General features: G+C 64.8%; 18 protein-coding genes. 9 read left to right on the top strand and 9 right to left on the bottom strand.

The window, feature by feature from the left end; translation table 11 throughout:
• Window positions 1-10: 10 nt before the first annotated feature.
• Window positions 11-685, bottom strand: coding sequence for a flavin reductase family protein (locus tag IB268_RS03480; RefSeq protein ID WP_125470276.1), 675 nt, complete (start codon window positions 683-685; stop codon window positions 11-13).
• A 105-nt stretch (window positions 686-790) separates the two neighbouring features.
• Between IB268_RS03480 and IB268_RS03475 the strand changes: the two genes are divergently transcribed.
• Window positions 791-1,426, top strand: coding sequence for a TetR/AcrR family transcriptional regulator (locus tag IB268_RS03475; RefSeq protein ID WP_125470277.1), 636 nt, complete (start codon window positions 791-793; stop codon window positions 1,424-1,426).
• A gap of 6 nt (window positions 1,427-1,432) precedes the next feature.
• Here IB268_RS03475 and IB268_RS03470 read toward each other — a convergent pair whose 3' ends face one another.
• From IB268_RS03470 to IB268_RS03460, 3 genes are all read right to left on the bottom strand, one after another.
• Entirely contained in the window at window positions 1,433-2,608 is a 1,176-nt protein-coding gene (locus tag IB268_RS03470) for a serine hydrolase (RefSeq protein WP_125470278.1), read from the bottom strand.
• A gap of 85 nt (window positions 2,609-2,693) precedes the next feature.
• Entirely contained in the window at window positions 2,694-3,269 is a 576-nt protein-coding gene (locus tag IB268_RS03465) for a cupin domain-containing protein (protein WP_119451708.1), read from the bottom strand.
• A 178-nt stretch (window positions 3,270-3,447) separates the two neighbouring features.
• Window positions 3,448-4,578 carry an FUSC family protein gene (locus IB268_RS03460; RefSeq protein ID WP_054458887.1) on the bottom strand — a complete coding sequence of 377 codons (1,131 nt, stop codon included), beginning with the start codon at window positions 4,576-4,578 and terminating at the stop codon, window positions 3,448-3,450.
• 189 nt (window positions 4,579-4,767) lie between these two features.
• Here IB268_RS03460 and IB268_RS03455 point away from each other — a divergent pair, with 189 nt between their 5' ends.
• Window positions 4,768-5,235 carry a MarR family winged helix-turn-helix transcriptional regulator gene (locus IB268_RS03455; protein ID WP_054458885.1) on the top strand — a complete coding sequence of 156 codons (468 nt, stop codon included), beginning with the start codon at window positions 4,768-4,770 and terminating at the stop codon, window positions 5,233-5,235.
• A 28-nt stretch (window positions 5,236-5,263) separates the two neighbouring features.
• Here IB268_RS03455 and IB268_RS03450 read toward each other — a convergent pair whose 3' ends face one another.
• From IB268_RS03450 to IB268_RS03435, 4 genes are all read right to left on the bottom strand, one after another.
• Window positions 5,264-6,580: an MFS transporter gene (locus IB268_RS03450; RefSeq protein ID WP_119451707.1), complete on the bottom strand. Its 1,317-nt coding sequence runs from the start codon at window positions 6,578-6,580 to the stop codon at window positions 5,264-5,266.
• Between the two features lie 60 nt (window positions 6,581-6,640).
• Entirely contained in the window at window positions 6,641-9,598 is a 2,958-nt protein-coding gene (locus IB268_RS03445; protein ID WP_192353809.1) for a cytochrome c, read from the bottom strand.
• Entirely contained in the window at window positions 9,595-10,116 is a 522-nt protein-coding gene (locus tag IB268_RS03440) for a (2Fe-2S)-binding protein (RefSeq protein WP_119451705.1), read from the bottom strand. The genes IB268_RS03445 and IB268_RS03440 overlap by 4 nt, the downstream gene beginning before the upstream one ends.
• A 92-nt stretch (window positions 10,117-10,208) precedes the next feature.
• Window positions 10,209-11,366: an FAD-dependent monooxygenase gene (locus tag IB268_RS03435; RefSeq protein ID WP_192353808.1), complete on the bottom strand. Its 1,158-nt coding sequence runs from the start codon at window positions 11,364-11,366 to the stop codon at window positions 10,209-10,211.
• Between the two features lie 322 nt (window positions 11,367-11,688).
• Between IB268_RS03435 and IB268_RS03430 the strand changes: the two genes are divergently transcribed.
• The 5 genes from IB268_RS03430 (at window position 11,689) to IB268_RS03410 (ending at window position 17,823) form a co-directional block, all read left to right on the top strand.
• A complete protein-coding gene (locus IB268_RS03430; RefSeq protein WP_192353807.1) occupies window positions 11,689-12,525 on the top strand; it encodes an alpha/beta fold hydrolase in 837 nt (278 codons plus the stop codon).
• Window positions 12,526-12,576: 51 nt separating this feature from the next.
• Window positions 12,577-13,650, top strand: coding sequence for a 2,5-dihydroxypyridine 5,6-dioxygenase (locus tag IB268_RS03425; protein WP_054458875.1), 1,074 nt, complete (start codon window positions 12,577-12,579; stop codon window positions 13,648-13,650).
• Window positions 13,647-14,303 (top strand): N-carbamoylsarcosine amidohydrolase, encoded by a 657-nt coding sequence (locus IB268_RS03420; RefSeq protein WP_192353806.1) that lies wholly within the window; start codon window positions 13,647-13,649, stop codon window positions 14,301-14,303. The genes IB268_RS03425 and IB268_RS03420 overlap by 4 nt, the downstream gene beginning before the upstream one ends.
• Window positions 14,304-14,373: 70 nt before the next feature.
• Complete coding sequence (locus IB268_RS03415; protein ID WP_192353805.1) at window positions 14,374-16,683, top strand: molybdopterin cofactor-binding domain-containing protein; 2,310 nt, start codon at window positions 14,374-14,376, stop codon at window positions 16,681-16,683.
• A 123-nt stretch (window positions 16,684-16,806) separates the two neighbouring features.
• The gene (locus IB268_RS03410) at window positions 16,807-17,823 is read left to right on the top strand and encodes an amino acid ABC transporter substrate-binding protein (protein WP_054458869.1); all 1,017 of its coding nucleotides are present in this window, start codon (window positions 16,807-16,809) and stop codon (window positions 17,821-17,823) included.
• A 32-nt stretch (window positions 17,824-17,855) separates the two neighbouring features.
• On the opposite strand, the gene IB268_RS03405 is transcribed toward IB268_RS03410, so the two are convergent.
• The gene (locus IB268_RS03405) at window positions 17,856-18,776 is read right to left on the bottom strand and encodes a LysR family transcriptional regulator (protein WP_119451701.1); all 921 of its coding nucleotides are present in this window, start codon (window positions 18,774-18,776) and stop codon (window positions 17,856-17,858) included.
• 193 nt (window positions 18,777-18,969) lie between these two features.
• Here IB268_RS03405 and IB268_RS03400 point away from each other — a divergent pair, with 193 nt between their 5' ends.
• Entirely contained in the window at window positions 18,970-19,944 is a 975-nt protein-coding gene (locus IB268_RS03400; RefSeq protein ID WP_054458863.1) for a tripartite tricarboxylate transporter substrate binding protein, read from the top strand.
• Between the two features lie 11 nt (window positions 19,945-19,955).
• Window positions 19,956-21,401, top strand: coding sequence for a M81 family metallopeptidase (locus tag IB268_RS03395; protein ID WP_054458861.1), 1,446 nt, complete (start codon window positions 19,956-19,958; stop codon window positions 21,399-21,401).
• The last annotated feature ends 41 nt before the right edge of the window (window positions 21,402-21,442 follow it).

Raw genomic sequence — 21,442 nt, 5'->3', positions numbered from 1 at the left:
CGATGCCTCGCTAATCGCCTGCCTGCCGTTCCAGGTAGGCGCTGGCGTCTCCGTCGCGCTTCATCGCATCCCATTGTTCCACGCTGGGCGTGCCGACCTGAAAGGCCGACCCGATACGGCCATACCAACCAGGGTTCTGCATCCGCGCGATCAAATCCATGGGATTCGGATCGAAATGCATGCGCTCGGCATTGAGCACGGCGGCATCCATCACATGGACGGCCAGCACGTCTGCAAGCACCAGGCTGCGCACCCCATCGATGTCGAACAGCTCGCGCACCCGGCATTCGAAAGACGCGGGGCTGTCCTCGATACGAGGCGGCTGCACCAGCCGCGACGCAGCCAGACACAACTGGGCCTCGGCGGATTCGTCCACTTTTGGTTCGAATTCGATGGAGGTGGCCACCATGCGATGCACCAACGCCCCGGAAACAAGGTTCACCACAAACTCGCGGGTCGTGGCGATGTTGTGCGCCGTGTCCTTCGGACGGCCATCCTTCTTTCCGATGCAGACGCAAAGCAGCGGCGGGTTCCCGGAGATCACGTTAAAGAAGGAAAAGGGCGCGGCGTTGACGTTTCCTTCGGGGTCGGTGGATGTGATCCATGCGATCGGCCGCGGAAGCACGGTCGAATGCATGATTTTGCTGCGTTGATCGCCGCTGAGTTCGGCCATGGGAAAGTACATGTTTTCTCCTGATCGTTTAATCCCGATCCCGTCGCCCTTGCTCGCGCGATGCCGTTCCCCCTGGGGAAATCCACTACAATTTGAAGCCTCAAAGAGGAGCTTCAATTGACCAAGGAAACGCGGCGCCGGGACAGGATATTCCTAGCCGCAGAGTCGCTATTTGCCCTCCACGGATACAACGGCGTGTCCATACGAGACATCTCGAAGTCGGCTGACGTGAATTCGGCGCTAGTCCAGTACTACTTCGGTACCAAAGAATCTCTTTACAGAAGCATTTTTGAGCAACGCTACCGCTCGGTGACCGACGAGCGGCTGTCCAGAATCGAACTGATCTCCCCCGATAAAGACAAGCGGGCCTGGACTCATGCCCTGGTGCAAGTCTGGGTGGCGCCTTCGCTGCTGCTGACGAAAAAACGCGGCGGCGCGCGCTTCATCCGCCTGCTTGCCCGCGAATACTATGACCCCGAGAGCGAACAGCGCGGCATCATCAAGGAGTACTTCGATCCTTCGGCCCGCGTGTTCATCGGCAAGCTGCGCCAGGTGTTTCCACAGGCATCGAATTCGGACATCGCTTACGCCTATCAATCGATGATTACCTTGCTGCTGACGCTGGGCGTGAGCGCACGGCAAGCCATCAGATTGTCCGAAGGCGATGCGGCCAAGAACCTGGAGCAACGCGTCGCCTATATCGTGGACTTCGTTGCGGCGGGCGTGTTCGAGTCGCTGTCCCGGTCCAGCTGACGGCACTCAACCAGGCAGGTTGTCCAAAATTCCACAGATCAGTTCCTCCGCGCCCGCCAGGGTCTTCAGCGCCAGGGGATTGGCGAATGGCAACATCTGCATCATCACCTGCACGGCCACGCCTCGTTTCTGATCAATCCAGAAGAACGTATTGGCGGCGCCCGCCCATCCCACGCTGCCCGCCGAGCGCCCGGCGGCGCCGACCTGCAAATTGACCAATCCGCCTAGCGCCCATCCGCTTTCCGCGCCGGCATGCAGGTCGACGTCGGCCGCAACGCGAGGCATCGCAGTACGCAGGATGCCGATGTGCGTCCCGCTTACCTGAGGCTGCAGCAACAGGGCTACCGTTTCAGTGCGCAGTATCCGCCGCCCTGCCAGCTCGCCGCCTCGCAGCAGCGCCGTCAGCAGCTTGGAGAAATCATCTTCGGTTCCGTACAGCCCGGATCCGCCCATGAACGTCTCGGGCGTGGGGAATGATCGCTCTATTGGAGCCATCGCGCCCGTGTCATCCCTGGACATGAGATCGACCATTCGTTCACGCATGGAGGCGTTTACGAGGAAACTCGTGTCGCGCATCTCCAGCGGTTGAAAGATCGCTTCCTGAAAGTAATCCTCCAGCGTTTTCCCGGAAACGCGCTCGACGATTTGGCCAGCCCAATCCAGGCCTATCCCATACATCCAGCTGGTTCCTGGATCGAACACCAGCGGCAAGGCCAACGATTCGATCTTGCCGCTGCCCGGCATGGGTATGCCGCGCTGACTTATGTAGCGCGCAATATCGTTTTGCCAGATGGGATATGCCAGACCGGACTGGTGCGTCATCAACTGGCGTAGCGTGATCGGGCTTGCCGCGGGCCGAAGCGCCGGCTCCTGCCCGCTAAACCCTTCGAGCACGCTCGGCGACGCCAGCTCAGGCAACCATGTGGCAACCGGCGCGTCCCATTGCAACAAGTCCCGCTCCCAAAGCTGGAGAACGGCGATGGCAGTCACCAGCTTGCTCATCGATGCCAGCCAGTAAACCGCTGGCGCCTCGGACGACCGGGTTGGGGAACCGTCGGCTCCTTGTTGCCGGGATCCTCGGTAAATGAGCCCGTCGGGCCCGACCACCGCCGCCGCGAGTTGCGGCACTCCCCAGGAGACGGCATCTTCAATGTAACTATCCAGCTCAGGCCAGCGCGCCATGGTTTCCTCAGTATTGTTTGCCGGTGTTTCAAAGGCCGTCTCGATGCACGCTTTCGGGCGGCATTGAAACGGCGAGAACCCCAGCTCAGTTGATCAGCAGGTTGCCGCGGTCATCGACCGAAAGCCCGGTGTCCCGCGCCTCGACGATCACGGACGGATGCCAATCCACGCGCCCGGCATCGGGGCCGCCGACGATCGCCATCAACAGCGAATTCTGGTCGTCGTTGGCGCTGCGGAATCCGCGGAAGACGCCGGGCGGCACGGCCACGAGGTCGCCCTGGTTCAAGAGGATGGATCGCTCCTCATCTCCCTCCAACCACACCACGCGCCACGCACCGCTTATCGCCACGAATATTTCTTCCGTGGGATGGCGATGCAGGGCTGCTCCATCGCCGCGACGCACGCCGCGCACGTAGGCGATTGCGAAGCCATGCGCGCCACCGGCGAGTTTCGGCGCCAGGGCGGACTCCTTGACGTTCTCGGTCACACCCATTCCGATCACGTTGATGATTTCCCGCTGATACCGCGGAATGCGCTGATCGAGAAAACAGAGATCGGACCCTTCCTCGTTTTCCGCGCGGAATACGCAATCGCGTTCCATCGCCTCCACCGGTACGACGGGAACGGTTTCACCCAGGAACCTGCTGTCCATGTATGCCATGTTGTCTCCTCTTTTTTACACGACTGTGTAAAACGAACTATAGGGACTGGCCCAACGGGTGTCAACAGCAATGCGGCCCGGGAAAACGCGCAGGCGGGACCCCTCGCCCGGCTCGCGTAGCGCGGGGGCGGATCCGTGGATCAGGCGGAGATGAAACGGGGCGTAGCGGCTGGCGCCGTCAGTTCACGCGCTTGGGCAGCACCGCCCGCATCCAGCGCGACAGGCGCGGCCGGATGCGCTGGTTGTGCAGCAGCACGGCGCCCACGGCGCCGATGAACGCGCCGACCACCGTATCCAGGAAGCGGGCCTCGATGACGGCCGCGGGATAGCCCTGTCCCAGGTGCGGCGCCTCGGCCAGGAAGATCGTCAAGGGCGTGATCAGCACCACGGCGCTGGCGTAATGGCGCACCACCAGCGTTTCTATGCCGAACGACAGCGCCATCATCACCAGGCTCAGGGTCCATACGTTCAGCGGCAGGCTCAACAAGGCCCATGCCACGCACAAGCCCACGGCGGTGCCCAGGATGCGATGCAGCTGACGGTTCCAGGCCGCCATCAGGGTCGCGCCCTGAATGATCGCCAAACAGCTGACGGGCACCCAGTAAGGCCGGGGCAGTTGCAACAACTCGGCCACCAACAGCGACACGCCCACGAACAGGCCAATGATTACGGAGTCGTAGACCACGAAGTCGAACGTGGGCCTGGGCAACGCGGTTTCGGGCGGCGGCGGCGCGACCCGCGTCATGTGCAGGGAATACACAAACGCCACCAGGCACGCGACCAGGCTGCCCAAGGCCACCATGCCGACACGTGTGGGGATTTCTTCCACGCTCCCCGGCGTGTAGGCCGCGATCGCAGTCGCCATGATGTAGAACAGGCTGCCCGGCGGCCCCAGCCGGTAGCAGCGGCAGACCATGTTCACCACCATGGCGATGAAGGTCAACGCCACCAGCATGACAGCAGGCCAGAACTGCGTCAGCGCGCCCACCGCATAGCAGGCCACCATGCCGAAGGACGCCGCCAACAGCATCATCATGCGGTGCTGTAGCGAGGAATTGGGCAGGCTCAGGAACACCATGCCGCCCAGGCTCGACATCAGGCCGTAGTCCATGCGGCCGAAATAGGCACCCACCAGCAAGGGCAGCCCAGAGGACAGGGCCGCGGCCAGGGGCATTTCCCAGGGCCGGTCGCTGGCGTTGACCCGGATCAGTTCGCGCCACACGCCCAAAAGGCGCGCTTTTGCAAAGGCGAATGAACGCCAGGAATCGGGACGGCCGCCGCCGCCCTGCGGCTCATCGCTATTGTTCATGTACAGGCCCGATCGGAAATTCCATGCTTGCCATTGTCGCCGCCTGGCTGCAATGTGGATAGAGGCGGCAAGGACGCCCAACCGGCGGCATCACAGTAAAATCCGTGCTCAGTCCGTACGTTCAGCACGTCCAATGCGTGTGCCGTTGACAAAAATCATGATGCTCATTGCATTGCTTCGGATAGGCTTATGCGCAATATAAAAGGCAAGTCCTCGTCCAATACGGATGGCTATTTGTTTTCTGATCAAGTCGGTCACCTGCTGCGGCGCGTGTACCAGCGGCATACCGCCCTATTCCAGCAGTACATTCCCGATTCCCAACTCACCGCGGCGCAGTTCGTCGTGCTGTGTTCGGTGCGGGACAAGGGCGCGAGCTCGCTGGCCGATCTGGTCAAGGCCACGGTCATCGACCAGGCCACGGTGCGCGGCGTGGTCGACAGGCTCAAGCAGCGTGAACTGGTCCAGGTGGACCATGACCCCGTCGACCGCCGCAAAGTCGTCATCAACCTGACGCCCATCGGCCAGGAACTGGTGCAGCAGATGGAGCCGTTCGCCAAGCAGATCACGGAAAGCACGTACGGCAACCTGAATCCTGCCGAACGCCTGGCGCTGAACTATCTATTGACGAAAATGCTGAACGGCGACGAACAGGGTTGACTGTTCGCCGCCGTTCGTCAGGTGAAGGTCAGTCCAGCGCGCGGTTGCGCGATTCCACGTCGACCGACCAGATCGCGATGGCGCCTGCGACCAGCATGCTGGACAGCACGGCCAAGGACAGCGTGAAGTGGCTGGCCATGATGGGCGCGATGATGGCCGGCGCGAAAAGTCCGCCGAAGCGCGCCACGGCGCCCGCCATGCCCATGCCGCTGGCACGCAGGTCGGTCGGGTACACCTCCGGCGTGAACGCGTACAAGGCGCCCCACGTTCCCAGCAGCGAGAAGCTCATCAGCAGGGTAGATCCGATCACCACGAACGGCGACGTGCCCAGGCTGTACAGCATGCATCCCACCGCGCTCAGCAACAGGAATCCGACCAGCGTGGGCTTGCGTCCCCAGCGCTCAACGCCGTAGGCGGACAGCGCGAAGCCGGGCAGTTGCACCAGCGCCAGCACCACCAGGAACTCCTGCCCGCGCATGAATGCGAAGCCTTCAGTGCTGAGCTTCACCGGCAGATAGACAAAAACGCCGTAGTACGCGATGGAGATCAGCGCCCATGCAAGGAACAGCCCGATACTGCGGCGCCGATAGTTGCCCGAGAACAGCGCGAACATGGACTTATGCACCGGCGTCTCTGGCTGCAAGTGGGGCATGTCCACATCGCGGCGGTTGACCCGCGCCACCCTTTCCAGCACCTTGCGCGCCCGGTCCGACTTGCCGTTGCGGTTCAAGTACATGGGAGATTCGGGGATATAGAAACGCAAGGCCACCCCGACCAGCGCCGGCAGGCCGGTCACGAAGAAGATCACGCGCCATGCATCGTCGCCCCACGACGTCGCCGCCAGCGCCAGCAGCGCGAGAAGAATGGTACCCACGGCCCAGAACGATTCCAGCAGCACCAGCCAGCGGCCGCGGCGGTCGCTGGGCAGGAACTCGGCCATCATCGTGTAGTCCACCGGTAGCGTGCCGCCCACGCCGATGCCGGTCAGGAAGCGCAGGAACAGCAGCCAGGTGAATTCAGGCGCAAAGGCCGACGCCACGCCGGCGCAAGCGTCGATGATCACCGCAATCATCAGGACAGGGCGGCGGCCAATGCGGTCGGCCATGCGTCCGAAAACGAACGCGCCAATCAGCATGCCGATGAAGAAGAACGTGCCGCTTTGCAGTGCCTGCGGCACGGTAATGCCAAAGGTCTTGGCGATCGACGGCGCGCTGAAGCCGATCGACAGCACCTGCATGGCATCGGCCATCCAGACCAGGCCAAAAATCACGAATAGCCGATACTGGAACTTGCCGACGCCGGCCACCAAAATGGCCTTGTCCACTGAAACCAATGAAGCTGACATAGATGAAACCCCTTGTTGTGATCAACACAAACTGCCGCACGCGTTGTGGCCGCGCTTCCTTTAATTCAGCTCCGCGTGCTCGCGCAGCTTGCTAATCGTGTTCGTCGTGTCTGGCCAGGCGTCTTTCCCTGGCGCGTGGCGTTCCCGCAAATAGCCGACCAGGTCCGCGATCTGTCTGTCGTCAAGGCTGTCCTTGAATCCCGGCATGTAGCCCAGCTCGTCATTGGCCGGATTCTGGATGCCGTTGAGAATCACCTGGATCAGGTTGTCGGGCGTAGCGGCTTGCAGATTGGTGTTCGCGTTCAATTGGGGTTTCACGCCAAACAGCGTCGGGCCGCTGCCTGCCTCGTGGCAGACCGCGCATGCGTTCTGGTAGACGCGTTCGCCGTTTGCCCGCCGGCCCTGTAGGGATTGGATCGTGGCTGCGATCGGCGCGGGAGCCGGCGAGGCCTCAGCAGCTTTGGCCCCGGCAGAGCCCGCCGCTTGCGGCAGATCCAGCAAATACGTGGTGATGGCCCTTACGTCGCTGTCCGGCAGCTCGGCCAACCCCTGGATCACCGGCGCCATCGGACCCGCCGCCACACCGTGGCGGGGCGAGTACCCCGTGCGCAGATACTGGAACAGTTCCTCTCCCGTCCAGGCCCGCGAGCCCGCGGCCAATTGGTTCAGCGCGGGCGCGGTCCAGCCCTCGGCCTCGCCGCCAGCCAGGTAATGCACGCCCGTCTTTTCCGCCCCCAGGCGGTTGCGCGGCGAGTGGCATGCCGCGCAGTGTCCGGCCCCCTGCACCAGATAGGCTCCCCGCAGCCACTCCGCGCTGCGCGACGCATCGGGCGTGAACGGCGTGGCGTCGTGAAACAACGCATTCCAGCCTGCCAGCAAGGGACGGAAACTGAAGGGGAAGGCCAGCTGCGTCTTTGGCGGCTCGGCGCGCACGGCGGGCTGCGACATCAGATAGCCGTACAGCGCCTGCATGTCGGCGTCGCTCAGCTTGGCGTAGGCCGTGTACGGAAAGGCCGGGTACAGCTGGCGCCCGTCCTGATGCACGCCTTGGCGCATGGCGCGCTCGAACGCCGTGTATGACCACCGGCCGATGCCTGTCTCGTTGTCGGGCGTGATGTTGGTGGTGTAGATCGTGCCGAATGGCGTGTCCAGCGCCAGGCCGCCGGCATTGCCCTTGCCGCCCGGCGCGGTGTGGCAGGCAATGCAATCGCCCGCGGCCGCCACCAGGCGACCGCGCTCGATCGCGCGTGACGAATACAGCGACACGTCGGAACCGGCCGTCAACGGCAGCGCCGGTTTGACAGGCCAGAGCGCGGCGGCCATGCCGGCGACGCCCGCCATGCCTGCCGCCAGCCAGACCCAGCCGCGCCTCAGCGGATTGCGCATGCGCTCGCGGCGACGGCTGGCGAGCGCCAGCCGCAACTGCTCGGAATCGAAAGGCGCCTGCCGCAGGCGCACGCCCGTTGCGTCCTGGATCGCGTTGGCAATGGCGGCTGCGGCGGGCAGCGTAACCACGCCATCCATGCCCAATTGTCCCTGGACCAACACGCCGTCCTCGGTTGCATCACGGCGCGACAGGCCATCGTGTCCTTCGTATAGGCTCAATGCGCCGTGCTGTTCGTCTTCGGCATCCAGCGCTGGACTGCGCCAGTCATCGAAGACTGGCGGCCCCGCCAGCAGGCGACGGGCATTGGCCAGCAGCCGGGGCGACTGATGCTCGATTGCCGCACGTATCGGCGCGCCTTGGGCCTGCCGCAAGTGCTGGCTGTCATGCCCGGCGACCACCCGCGTCACATCGACCTGACCGGTAAGAGGCTGTACGGTGACCTCGGCCACCCAGGCGCTCCATACCGTCCGCGCGGCGCCCGTCTCGTCCTCGCACTGCACCTGCGCCGTGGCGAAGCCTGTGCCGCGCAACGCGCCGATGCGCGGCGCGTCGTTGTCGTCCCTGGACAGCTCCGCCCGCTCCACCACCTGGCGCGCGAGTTCGAGCCCCGGTCCTTCGGGCAAATGCCGCAGGCGCCACGCGAGCGGTTCCTCGCCGCGGGCCAAAGCCTGCTCATGCCACAGACTTTCCTGGGCAAACACTTGCGCCGCATTCAACTCGTCCACGCTGGCGCGCAGGGGGAGCGCCGCCCGAGTACCGGCCTGCACGGCGAAATCGCTGCGCACCGTCGCTTGGGCGGACGCGCGCGCGTGCGCGGGCTGGCTCAACAAGCGCGCCAGGCTCGGGCGCATGGCCCAGGATGCGTCCGCCCAAAGGATCGCGGGCTGATCGCGAGTGCTCTCGACGCCAGGCGTCGTTGCATGCAGGTTCGAGGCAGGTTCCGGCGCTACCGCTGGTTGAGGGGCTTGCAACACCAGTTCGTCCGCAGCCTCTGCGCGGCAGGCCACGCACACAGGCCGGCCCACGGCCTGCGACAGCAAGGCAGCGTCTGCAGCCGCATCCATCAGATCCAGCGGATGCGGCATGTTCTGGTGGACTGCGGTCGCACTACTGGCGTCAACAATGTTCAGCCGTATCGCCGCCTCGGGCAGCTGTAGCAAGGCCGCGAGCTCACGCCGCAGAATATGCTGCACGCCAGGCGCACACGCCGGCAGCCATACGCCGGCATACCCATCGACGCTCCACGCCGTGACGCGAACGCCGGCTTGCGGCTCGGCCGACGGCAGGCGCAAGCCGTAACGGATCTGCTCCGAGCCGGACGTGGACATGCGCGGTGTCTCGCCCGCATCAGCCGATTGCCACACGGGGGCCAACTCTGCCGCGGCTTGCCGGGCATACAGCAGGGTCACCGCAACCACGCCGATGAACTGCGCACGCTGCGTCGTCGCCACCACGCCAGCCAGGGCTCCGGCCTCTGCCAGTCTCGCGCTCAGCAGCCGGCTCCCGCGGTAGCGCAGGCCGTCCCACGCCAGTTCAGGCGGCCGCAGCGCAATGCCATGCAATACGTCGGCGGGCAAAACCGTCGGCAGGCCGCCATTTGCCGGCGGGGCCCCGAAAACGTGCGCGCTCATGGGGCGGGATCGTCCGCGACGCCAGCCGTGCGCAATTGCACGGCGCGCACGGCCGCCTGCATGATCTCTACATGGGTGCCGCAGCGGCACAGGTTGTGGTGCAACTCGCTGCGCAATGCCGCTTCAGTGGGGCAGGGATTGCGCCGCAGCAGCGCCTCCACCGTCATGATCATCCCGTTCAGGCAGTAACCGCATTGCGCCGCCTGACACTCGATGAAGGCTTGCTGGGTTGGCCCGGGCCGTTGCCGTGTACCCAGGCCCTCCAGCGTGGTGATCGCACGCCCAAGCGCGGCCTTGACCGGAATCACGCAGGACCGCGCCGCCACGCCATCTATCAACACCGTGCAGGCCCCGCACTCGCCCAGGCCACAGCCGTACTTCGGGCCATTGAGTTCGAGATCATTGCGCAGCACGTGCAGCAGCGCCGTGCCGGGCGCAGCCGGCACATCGTGCGCGCATCCATTCACCATCAGGCGGATCGGCTGCGGGGCGCTGCTTGGATAGACGGTGGATCCCATGGGCGTGGCACGTGGCTGAGTTTGAAAGGTAGGAAGGTTGCCGCTACGCAGGCCGGGGATCAAGTCCATTTTTCCCCACGCAGCGCAAACCCTTACGCCACGGCTCGCGCCTTGGGTTCGACCAACGGTTCGTTGAACACGTCATAGCCGAAGCACCACGAAGGGTCTTCATTGGTGCGCAGCCAGGTGTTGTCGTGCGAAATGCGCTGCACCTTGCTGGCGCGTTCCGCGCGGTTCGCCTCATACAGTGCAAACGCCAGTTCATGCTTATCTACGCCTACTTCCCGGAAGCAGCGCGCCAGCATTGCGCCGTCCTCGATCGCCATGGCTGCGCCCTGCGCCATGTGCGGCTTCATCGGATGGCAGGCGTCGCCCAACAGCACCATGCGCCCGCGGCTCCACAGCGGCAGCGGATCGCGTTCCAGCAACGACCATTTGGTCACTTCGACGGTGGCGTCGATCAGCGCCTGCACCGTGGGATGCCAGCCGTTGAAAGCCTCGCGCATTTCATCCTTGCTGCTGGGCAGCCAGCGGTCGTTCAAGTCCCAGTGTTCTACCGGCACGCCGGTCACGTAATAGAGCTCGTCGGCCTTTCCTGTCACGAAATAGACCATCATGTGGCGGTCGTCGCTCCACCACTTGACGCAGGAATCGAAGGGCAGCATGCCGTTCTTGACCGGCGGCGTGGGGAACACCGCGCGGTGCGCCAGATAGCCCGCGTACTTAGGCAATTCCGGCCCCAGCAACTCTTCGCGGATGCGGGAGTTCACGCCGTCGGCGCCGATCACGATATCGGCCTCTTCGGACGTACCGTCGGCAAAGTGCATCACCACCACATCGCCCCGGTCCTCGACTTTGGTCAGCGATTTGCCGTAGGCGACGGCGCTTTTCGGCAAGGCATCGATCAGCAGCGCGTGGAAGTCGCCCCGATGCACGGTGAGATAGGACGCGCCGTAGTTCTTGACGGCGTAGTCGCCCAGCGGGATCTGCGCCATGATATCGCCCGTCTCCCAATGGCGGCTATACCAGTAGTCCGGGTGGGAGCCTTGCGCGTTCAGCGCATCTTCGACGCCGATCCGCCGCAGGATCTTCATGACGTTCGGCCCCACATGGATGCCAGCCCCTAGCCGCGAAAACCCCGACGCCTGCTCGTAGACACGGACGTTCAGTCCTTCCTTGAGCAGCAGCGCAGCGGTTGCGGCGCCGCCAAGACCGGCGCCAACAATGGCGATACGAGGGGATTTGGACACGGGGGCTACTCCTTGCTGAATGATGAATGACTGGACAAGTGATTGCGCGAACGCGTTGCCGGCCGGCTTACGAAGATGCTGCCGCCAGGCGCTGGAGTTGAAAATTTATGAAGTACACACTTCATTTTTTGATATCAAGAATTTCAGCTTGCTCGCAATTCCGAAAATCGAAATCAAAAATATCGTATGTTTTTCACCTTATTAGGTGAAAACCACTACTAAAACCAGGTTGGCTACCGGCCTCACTCTTTGCAAGAATAGAGCGTATACACTTTATTTTGAATTTATCGGAAACCCTAGGTCCGATTCTCGAGGCACCCCCATGACGACGAACTCCAGCACCTATCTCTACGGCGGCCAGGTCCATGCCAACGGCATCCGCCAGCACTACCTGCGCTATGGCGGCCCTGAGGGCGAACGCGCCGAACGCCTCGCGGTCATCATCATTCCCGGCATCACCAGCCCCGCCGTCACCTGGGGCTTCGTGGCCGAACGCCTGGGCCGCCAATTCGACACCTATGTGCTGGACGTGCGCGGACGCGGGCTGTCGGCGTCCGGGCCTGACCTGGACTATGGCCTGGACGCGCAAGCGGCCGACGTGACGGCGTTCGCGCAGGCGCTGGGACTGGAGCGCTATGCGCTGGTCGGCCATTCCATGGGCGGCCGCATCGCCGTGCGCGCCGCGGGCAAGAAGCCGCAGGGGCTGGCGCGCCTGGTCATCGTCGACCCGCCCGTCTCGGGCCCGGGCCGCCGCGCCTACCCCGCCAACCTGGCGTGGTACGTGGACTCCATCCGGCAGGCGACGCGCGGCATGACCGCCGAAGACATGCGGGCGTTCTGCCCGACCTGGACCGAACCGCAACGCCAGTTGCGCGCCCAGTGGCTGCACACCTGCCATGAACCCGCCATCGTCCAGAGCTTCGAGGATTTCGGCCGCGACGACATACACGCCAACCTTCCTGGCATCGCCTTGCCCCTGCTGCTGATGACCGCCGAACGGGGCGGCGTCGTGAGCGATGAAGACGTCGCCGAATGGCAAGGCCTGGCGCCGCAGACGCAGCACGTCCGGGTGTCGGGCGCCGGCCACATGATTCCGTGGGACAACGAAGCCGGCTTCTACGCCGCCTTCGGCGATTTCCTTGGCCACGCCGTGGACTGATACCGCGCACGGGACCTGCACGCCTCCATTCAGCCGCTTCAAGGAACCCTCATGTCCGTCAGCGATACCGATCTGATCCATGCCTGGAAACAGGTGCTCACCCTCTCCCGGCTGGAAGCCGGCCAGATTGTCACCGTGCTTACCGGCGCCGACACGCATCCGCAGACCCTGCGTTGCGCCATCGCCGCAGCCACCGACATGGGCGCGCGCGTCACCCGGCTGGACCTGCCGCCCGTCAACGCCGACAAGTCCATCAGCCGCGACGCCCTGGCGTATCTGGGCGCTACGCCACTTACCGGCAATGCCGCGGCCATCGCGGCACTGACCGCCAGCGACCTGGTGCTGGACCTGATGACACTGCTGTTCTCCCCCGAACAACACGAGATCCTGCAGACCGGCACCAAGATCCTGCTGGCGATCGAGCCGCCCGAAGTGCTGTGCCGGCTGGTACCGAACGAGGCGGACCGCGCCCGCGTGCAGGCCGCCGCCCGCCTGATCGAAGCATCGCGCCAGATGCACATCACGTCGGCGGCCGGCACCGATCTGCGCTGCCAGTTGGGCGACTTCCCCGCCATTTCCGAATATGGTTTCGTGGACCAGCCCGGCCGTTGGGATCATTGGCCCAGCGGCTTCGTGCTGACCTGGCCCAACGAGGGCCATAGCCAAGGCCGCGTAGTACTGGATCGCGGAGACATCCTGCTGCCTATGAAGGATTACGTGACCGATCCGATCGAGCTCGTGGTCGAAAATGGCTACGTCACCCGCATCAATGGCGGGCTGCAGGCCGACATTCTCAAGGAATACATGGCCGCGTATGAAGATCCCGAGGCCTATGCCGTATCCCACATAGGCTGGGGCCTGCAGCCGCGCGCCCAGTGGTCCATGCTGGCCCACTACAATAAGGAAGCCCATATCGGCATGGACGCCCGCGCCTTCGAAGGCAATTTCCTGTGGTCCATGGGCCCCAACAACGAAGCTGGCGGCAGCCGTACTACCGCCTGCCACATCGACATCCCGATGCGCCGCTGCAGCGTCGCCCTGGACGGCCAGCCAGTCGTAATTAACGGAGTCGTGCAGGATGCACCGGGACTGGCCCGCGCTGCGCGCCGAGGAGAGCTCAAATGAACGCGCCCCAGCAACCCGCCCGCATCGATGACACAGCCGGCGACATCTCCGCTTATGCGCGGCAGGGTTTCGGCACTCCGCTGCCGCTCAAAGCCCCCTATGGGCTGCTGATCATCGACTTCGTCAACGGCTTCGCCGACCCGGCCGTTCTGGGCGGCGGCAACATCCCCGAAGCCATCTCGCAGACGCGCCATCTGTTGGCCCACGCCCGCGCGCAAGGCTGGCCGGTAGCGCACAGCCGCATCGTGTTCTCGGACGACGATGCCGACAGCAATATCTTCTGCCTGAAGGTACCGGCCATGCTGGCGCTGAAAGAACACAGCCACAACAGCGCCATCGTGCCGGAACTTGCCCCCGCCCCCGGCGAGTATGTGGTGCGCAAGAGCACCCCGTCCGCCTTCTTCGGCACCATGCTGGCGCCATGGCTGGCGCAGCGCGGCGTTCAGACCCTGCTGGTTGCGGGCTGCGTCACCAGCGGCTGCGTGCGGGCCAGCGTGGTGGACGCCATGCAGGCGGGGTTCCGGCCGCTGGTCGTGTCCGATTGCTGCGGCGACCGCGCGCTGGGGCCGCACGAGGCCAACCTGTTCGACATGGCGCAGAAGTACGCCGCCGTCATGCCCATGGACCAGGCGATAACCGACACGCGGCCATGAACGGCGGCCCTGCCCATGGCGTCCGGTAATGCCGGCATAATCATCCACCGGCCCGGACTCTGTCAGCCCCATGAACCTGCCTCAACCTGAAGAAATGCCTGGCGCGCTGCTCGCCCATACCGACGCCTTGCTGGTCGTGCGCGAACCCACGGCCCCGCCGCGCCCCGCGCCCGGCCAGCCCGGTGTCGCGTCGGACTATGTCCAGGCTACGCCGGAGATCTTCATTGCGTTGCTGGGCGACAGCGGCCAGCCGTCCCAGGACACCGCGTCCGCCGGCTGGCGCGTGCTCGCCTTCAACGGCCACGTGGACCTGGGCACCGGCATCCGCACTTCGCTGGCCCAGATCGTCGCGGAAGAACTCGAGGTTCCCTTGTCGCGCCTGGAGATGGTGCTGGGGCACACCAATGCCGCTCCGAACCAGGGGCCCACCATCGCCAGCGCCAGCATCCAGATATCGGCGGTACCGCTGCGACGCGCCGCGGCCCAGGCCCGCGAACATCTGCTGATGCTCGCGGCTCGGCAATGGGACATCCCGCGCGATGCCTTGCGGGTGCGCGAGGGCGTCATCCGGCCCGCCGACGCCAACGACCCGCGGCAGCTGCACTATGGACAGCTGCTGCGCGGCCAGCACATACGGCTGCTCCTGGCACCCCCTGACCAGGAGGTCCGCCTCAAGCCCGCCCACGAATACAAGATCGTGGGACAGGGCGTCGCCCGCGTCGACATTCCCGCCAAGGCCACCGGCGAACTCAGCTTCGTGCACGACGTGCGCGTGCCCGGCATGCGCCATGGCCGCGTGATCCGCCCTCCCCATCCGGGGCGTGACGCCGGCAGCTTCATCGGCCGTTGCCTGGCCGATCTGGACCGCGACTCCGTCGCCCACCTGCCGGGCAACGTGCAGGTGGTGGCGCAGGGTGATTTCATCGGCGTGGTCGCGGATCGCGAGGAACAGGCGATCGCCGCCATGCGTGCGCTGAAAGTACGCTGGAAGCCTGTTCCGCCCGCGCCGCGCCTGGATGATCTCGAGCAAGCCATCCGCGCCAATCCATCGACGGCCCGGCCGCTGATCGAGGAAGGCGACATCGATACGGCCTGCGCCCGCGCCGCCACGCATCTGCGCCGCAGCTATGTCTGGCCCTATCAAATGCATGCCTCCATCGGCCCGTCTTGCGCTGTCGCCGACTTCAGCGGCGGCCGCCTGACGGTCTGGACCGGCACGCAGAATCCCCACATGCTGCGCGCCGACTTGAACCGCTTGCTCAAGCTGGGCGAGGATCGGATAGACCTGATCCGCCTGGAGGCCGCGGGCTGCTATGGCCGCAACTGCGCGGACGACGTCTGCGCCGACGCAGCGCTGCTGTCGATCGCCGTCGGCGCCCCGGTCCGCGTACAGCTCACGCGCGAACAGGAACATCAGTGGGAACCCAAGGGCACAGGCCAATTGATGGACGTGAGCGCCGCGATCGATGCCGACGGCGAACTGCTGGCCTATGACTTCGGCGTCCGCTACCCCTCCAACGACGCGCCATTGCTAGCCCTGCTGCTGACTGGCGCCATTCCCGCCGAACCTCGCACGCTCGAAATGGGCGACCGCACGGCCGCGCCGCCCTATCGTTATCCCAACCGGCGCATCGTCTGCCACGACATGGCGCCGCTGGTACGCGCATCGTGGTTGCGCGGGGTGTCGGCCCTGCCCAACTCCTTTGCCCATGAGTGCATGATCGACGAACTGGCGCACGCGGCCGGCGCTGATCCTGTCGAGTACCGACTGCGCCATCTGGAGGATCCGCGCGCCATCGCGTTGCTGCAAGCCACGGCCGCCCGCGCGCAGTGGCGCCCGATGACGCCAGGCAGCCGGGGCCGCCCCGGCGCCGATGGCCGCTTGCATGGCCGGGGCGTCGCCTATGCGCGCTACGTGCATAGCAAGTTCCCCGGTTTCGGCGCCGCCTGGGCCGCATGGGTCATCGACCTGAGCGTGGATCCGGCAAGCGGGCGCATCGACGTCGAGCGCATCGTCGTCGGCCAGGATACCGGCATGGTCGTCAATCCCGACGGCGTCCACCACCAGATCCATGGCAACGTCAATCAGACGCTAAGCCGCAGCCTGTTGGAGAAGGTCGTTTTCGACGACGCCGGCGTGGCCTGCCGGGAATGGGGCGGATACCCCATCATCGGCTTCAAGAACCTGCCTGCCATCGACGTGCTGTTGATGCCGCGCCAGGACGAGCCGCCCATGGGCGCCGGCGAATCCGCGTCGGTTCCCGGCCCCGCGGCGATTGCCAATGCGCTCTTCGACGCGACGGGGCTGCGCTTCTACGAAGCGCCTTTCACTCCTGAAGCCGTGCATGCCGCGCTATTCCCGGCGGCTCGCGACGCGTAAATTCCGCCTCATGGATTTAACGGGAATTCCCTGATACTCCCGCTCCGGCCCGCTGGCTACCATTCGCCGCACCTCAGCCTTCGGCTGATCGCTACAAATGCGCCGGATGGCGCGGAGACACCCATGAAAGCACTCAAACTGGCCGCGGCAGGCACCGCCTTACTCATTTCGTCCTTGACCGCCCACGCCGGCGCGACTTTCGAGGCGGTCAAGAACAAGGGCTTCGTCCAATGCGGCGTGTCCACCGGCGTCGCCGGCTTCTCGGTGAACGACAGCAAGGGCGGCTGGATCGGCCTGGACGTGGACCTGTGCCGCGCACTGGCCATCACCATGTTCGGCGACGCCTCCAAGGCCAAGATCATGGCGGTCAGCGCGCTGCAACGCTTCACCGCCCTGCAGTCCGGCGAAGTCGACGTGCTGCCCCGCAACACCACGCTCTCGCTGACGCGCGACACCACGCTGGGCCTGATCGGCGTGGGCGTGAACTACTACGACAGCCAGGGCATCATGGTGAACAAGTCCCTGAACGTGAAAAGCGCCAAGGAGCTGGACGGCGCCACGGTCTGCGTGCAGCCCGGCACCACCACCGAACTGAACCTGGCCGACTGGTTCCGCTCGCAGAACATCGTCTTCAAGCCTGTGGTCGTCGAGCGCCTGGACGAGATCATCCGCGCCTTCGCAGTGGGCCGTTGCGACGCCTTCACCGGCGACAAGTCGCAGCTGGCCGCGGCGCGCAGCAACCTGGAGAACCCGGAAAAGTACGACATCCTGCCGGAGAACTTCTCCAAGGAGCCGCTGGGCCCCATGGTCCGCCAAGGCGACGAACAATGGTTCAACGTCGTGCGCTGGACCATGTTCGCCATGCTGGAAGCCGAGGAGTACGGCATCACGTCCAAGAACGTCGACGAAATGCTCAAGAGCACCAACCCCAACGTGCAGCGCCTCCTGGGCGTGACGCCGGGGATGGGCAAGAACCTGGGCGTGGACGACAAGTGGGCCTACAACATCATCAAGAACATCGGCAACTACGGCGAGAGCTTCGAGAAGAACCTCGGCCCCAGCAGCCCACTGAAGCTGCCGCGCGGCCTGAACGCTTCGTACCGCGATGGCGGGCTGATGTACGGCTGGCCGGTGCGTTAAAGTCACAGCAGGACCACGCCAGGCATCGCCCGCTACGGCTTCGCGCCGTGGAACAGCGGCGATGCCTGGATTCTTTCCAACATGCCTCTAGCCGCGCTGGTCAACGGCCGATTCGCCCGCACGATCAAGCGCGTCTGCGCCGCCTCGAAGATGGGATTGGTGGTGCGCAGCGCCACCAACTCACCCCGAGCCACCTCCTTCACCACCGAGTTCGCCGACGTGAAGGTCAGCCCCAGGCGGCTTTCCACATAGCGCTTGAGCGTCACCACCGAGTTGGCGATGAAGCTGGGCGACAGCACGATGTTCTCCGATAGTTCCGCCATCTCGATCAGCTGGCGCAAGCCGAAGCCCGGCCCCATCAGCGCAATCGGATAACGCGCCACGTCCTTCAGCGTCGGCCGCTTGCGCTGCCGCGCCAGCGGATGATCCGGCCACGCGATCACGCACAACGGATGGTTGCGCGTGTGAACCACGCGTATGCCGGGGTCCGCCGGCGCGCCGAACACCACGCCAATATGGGCGTCGTCGTGCACCACGGCGCGCACCGCGTCGGAAGCGCCGGCCACTTTCAGCGAAACCCGCACGCCAGGATGCTGCCGGCAGAATTCATCCACCACGCCGCTCATCAGGATATCGACGAAGCCCTCGCTGGTGACGATCTGGATATCGCCGCGTTGCAAACCATTGACCTCGTCCAGCCGGGCCCGCAAGGCCTGCTCGCTGGCCTGCCGGTCGCGGCAGTGGTCCATCACAATCGAGGCCATGTCGGTGGGCACGATGCCCCGGCCCTTGCGCTCCAGCAGCGCCACGCCCAGCTCCGTCTCCAGCAACTGGATCTGACGGCTGACGATGGAAGGCTCCACCCCCAGGCGCTCGGCGGCGCCGCGCACCGATCCGGTCGTCACCGCCTCGAAGAAGTATTGCAGGCGCCGCGCGCTCAGTCCTCCGTCCATGCTTGTCCCCTTTTTCTACGATTTCTCTAAATCGTTGCCTTTTTGGCAACAAAATCCCTCGCAGCTTACATTGATTTACAGGGCTGCGATTGCGAATAATGCGCGTACTTTCAAATCCGCTCGGTTGCGAGCCGCAAGCTGGAAGCCAGCAGCGGCGGCAATGCGAGGTAACGCCCATTTCGAGCCTTTAAGCATGAAACTCTTCGCTTCGATCCTCGCTGCCGCAACCCTGAGCGTATTCAGTCAACAGGCCGCTTTCGCCTCGCCGGAAGCTGCCTACCCGAGCAAGCCCGTCAAGGTCGTGGTCGGCTACGCGCCGGGCGGCTCGTCCGACGCCGTGGCGCGGCTGATCGCCGGCCGCCTGTCGGACAAGCTGGGCCAGACCTTCGTGGTCGAGAACCGTCCCGGCGCCGCCAGCAACATCGCCGCCGCGACCGTGGCGCGCTCGCCCAACGACGGCTACACCATCCTGCTGGGCTCGAACGCCAGCACCATCAACGTGTCGCTGTACAAGGAACTGTCCTTCGACTTCCAGAAGGACTTCGCGCCGGTGGCGCTGCTGACGCGCTTTCCCAACATCATGGTGGTGAACAACACCGTGCCGGCCAAGACGGTGCAGGAGTTCATCACCTACGCCAAGGCCAACCCCAAGAACATTTTCTTCGCCTCGTCCGGCGCAGGCTCGTCGACCCGCCTGTCGGCTGAACTGTTCAAGATGATGACGGGCGTGGAAATGGAACACGTGCAGTACAAGGGCAGCGCGCCCGCCCTCACCGACCTGATGGCCGGCCGCATCCAGGTGATGTTCGACACCGCGCCTTCGGTCATGCAGCTCATCCAGGGCGGCAAGCTGCGCGCACTGGGCGTCACCAGCGCTACCGTCCAGCCCTTTGCGCCCGAGATCCCCACCATCGACGCCACCGTCAAGGGTTACGAGATGACGTCCTGGTACGCGCTGTTCACGCCTGCCGGCACGCCCGCCGGCATCGTGGAAAAGCTGAACAAGGAAGTCAACGCGATCCTGGCAGAGAAGGAAATCCAGGAGAAGCTCGCCGGCATGGTCGCCACGCCCGGCGGCGGCACGACGGAAGAACTGCGCCAGCACGTCGCTTCCGAAATCGCCAAGTACGCCGACGTCGTCAAGGCCTCTGGCGCCACCGCGGACTAAGCACTCGTACCATGCGCGTTTTCACCGGTTCGCTGTCCACGGAAACCAATACGTTCGCTCCGCTGCCCACCTCGCTGGATGATTTTGCCGACCGGGGCTACTACCCCGCAGGCACCCATCCTCCCGAGATGACCATCTTCAGCGGACCTCTGTGGGCAGCGCGCCAGCGCGGCGCGCAACACGGCTGGACCGTGATCGAAGGCATGGCCGCCGGCGCCCAGCCCGGCGGCATTACCACGCGCCATGCCTACGAGACTTTGCGCGACGAACTGCTGCGCGACCTGCGACAGGCCTTGCCCGTCGACATGGTGGTGCTGGGCCTGCATGGAGCCATGGTGGCCGACGGCTACGAAGACTGCGAAGGCGATCTGCTGGCGCGCGTCCGCGGCATCGTCGGCCCCGAGGTCGTCGTCGGCGCGGAGCTGGATCCGCATTGCCATCTGTCGGACGCCATGGTCGCCAACGCCGACATGCTGGTCGCCTACAAGGAATATCCCCACACCGACATCCGCGAACGCGCGCTGGAACTGGTGGACTTCTGCGCGGCAATCGTCGATCGGCGCATCGCCCCGGTTGCCGCCGTGGCCGACTGCGAGATGGTCGTCACCATCCGCACGCCACAGGAACCGGCGCGCAGCTATATCGACCGCATCAGCGCGCTGGAAGGCAGCGACGGCATACTCTCCATTTCCGTGGTGCACAGCTTCGCCTGGGGCGACGTACCCGACATGGGGACGAAGCTGCTGGTCTATGCCGACGGCAATGCCCAAGCCGCCCAGGAGCTTGCGCGGCGCCTGGCCGACGAGCTCATAGGCATGCGCGAAGTGTTGACGCCCATCTACCCCAAACCGGACGAAGCCATCGACCAGGCTCTGGCATATGGCGCAACGCCTGTCGTCATTGCCGATGCCGCTGACAATCCCGGCGGCGGGGGTGCGGGCGACTCCACCTTCCTGCTGCGCCGCCTGCTGCAACGGGGCGTGCGCAATGCGGCGATAGGCCCCATGTGGGATCCCATCGCCGTCCGCATCGCTTTCAGCGCTGGCGTCGGCGCGCGCTTGCCCTTGCGCATCGGGGGCAAGATCAGCCCCCTGTCAGGGGAACCGCTGGACTTGATGTGTACGGTCAAGGCGCTGACGCCGGACATGGTCATGACGGGCTTGTCCGGATCGCCGGCTGTCGTGGGGAATTCCGCCCTGGTCGAAGCAGATGGTATCGAGATCGTGCTGATCACGGTGCGGGCCCAGGCCATGGATATCGATGTGTTCACGCAGTTGGGGTGCCGGCTGGAGGAGAAGGCGCTGATCGTGGTGAAGTCGGCGCAGCATTTCCAGGCGTCGTTCTCGAAAGTAGCGCGGCATGTGATCTTTGCGGATGCGCCGGGGTCGGCGACGCTGGACCAGAGGAACCTGCCGTATAAACATATTCCTAGGCCAAAGTGGCCGATCGATATGTGACAAAATTTCCGGAACGCTGGCCCCCGGACGTCTTGTATTGA

It is taken from the genome of Achromobacter sp. ACM01 (genome assembly GCF_014851745.1).
In the GTDB taxonomy this organism is placed as follows: domain Bacteria; phylum Pseudomonadota; class Gammaproteobacteria; order Burkholderiales; family Burkholderiaceae_B; genus Achromobacter; species Achromobacter aegrifaciens.
Note: the sequence above shows the minus strand (reverse complement) of the source record. Positions and strands in the feature narration are given on the sequence as shown.

Excerpts from the sequence above, each read along its gene's own strand:
- IB268_RS03450 (WP_119451707.1), bottom strand. The coding sequence starts at position 6,580 with ATGTCAGCTTCATTGGTTTCAGTGGACAAGGCCATTTTGGTGGCCGGC.
- IB268_RS03425 (WP_054458875.1), top strand. The coding sequence starts at position 12,577 with ATGTCCGTCAGCGATACCGATCTGATCCATGCCTGGAAACAGGTGCTC.
- IB268_RS03415 (WP_192353805.1), top strand. The coding sequence starts at position 14,374 with ATGAACCTGCCTCAACCTGAAGAAATGCCTGGCGCGCTGCTCGCCCAT.
- IB268_RS03420 (WP_192353806.1), top strand. The coding sequence starts at position 13,647 with ATGAACGCGCCCCAGCAACCCGCCCGCATCGATGACACAGCCGGCGAC.
- IB268_RS03430 (WP_192353807.1), top strand. The coding sequence starts at position 11,689 with ATGACGACGAACTCCAGCACCTATCTCTACGGCGGCCAGGTCCATGCC.
- IB268_RS03445 (WP_192353809.1), bottom strand. The coding sequence starts at position 9,598 with ATGAGCGCGCACGTTTTCGGGGCCCCGCCGGCAAATGGCGGCCTGCCG.
- IB268_RS03405 (WP_119451701.1), bottom strand. The coding sequence starts at position 18,776 with ATGGACGGAGGACTGAGCGCGCGGCGCCTGCAATACTTCTTCGAGGCG.
- IB268_RS03395 (WP_054458861.1), top strand. The coding sequence starts at position 19,956 with ATGCGCGTTTTCACCGGTTCGCTGTCCACGGAAACCAATACGTTCGCT.
- IB268_RS03410 (WP_054458869.1), top strand. The coding sequence starts at position 16,807 with ATGAAAGCACTCAAACTGGCCGCGGCAGGCACCGCCTTACTCATTTCG.
- IB268_RS03465 (WP_119451708.1), bottom strand. The coding sequence starts at position 3,269 with ATGGCATACATGGACAGCAGGTTCCTGGGTGAAACCGTTCCCGTCGTA.
- IB268_RS03470 (WP_125470278.1), bottom strand. The coding sequence starts at position 2,608 with ATGGCGCGCTGGCCTGAGCTGGATAGTTACATTGAAGATGCCGTCTCC.
- IB268_RS03400 (WP_054458863.1), top strand. The coding sequence starts at position 18,970 with ATGAAACTCTTCGCTTCGATCCTCGCTGCCGCAACCCTGAGCGTATTC.
- IB268_RS03455 (WP_054458885.1), top strand. The coding sequence starts at position 4,768 with ATGCGCAATATAAAAGGCAAGTCCTCGTCCAATACGGATGGCTATTTG.
- IB268_RS03460 (WP_054458887.1), bottom strand. The coding sequence starts at position 4,578 with ATGAACAATAGCGATGAGCCGCAGGGCGGCGGCGGCCGTCCCGATTCC.
- IB268_RS03440 (WP_119451705.1), bottom strand. The coding sequence starts at position 10,116 with ATGGGATCCACCGTCTATCCAAGCAGCGCCCCGCAGCCGATCCGCCTG.
- IB268_RS03480 (WP_125470276.1), bottom strand. The coding sequence starts at position 685 with ATGTACTTTCCCATGGCCGAACTCAGCGGCGATCAACGCAGCAAAATC.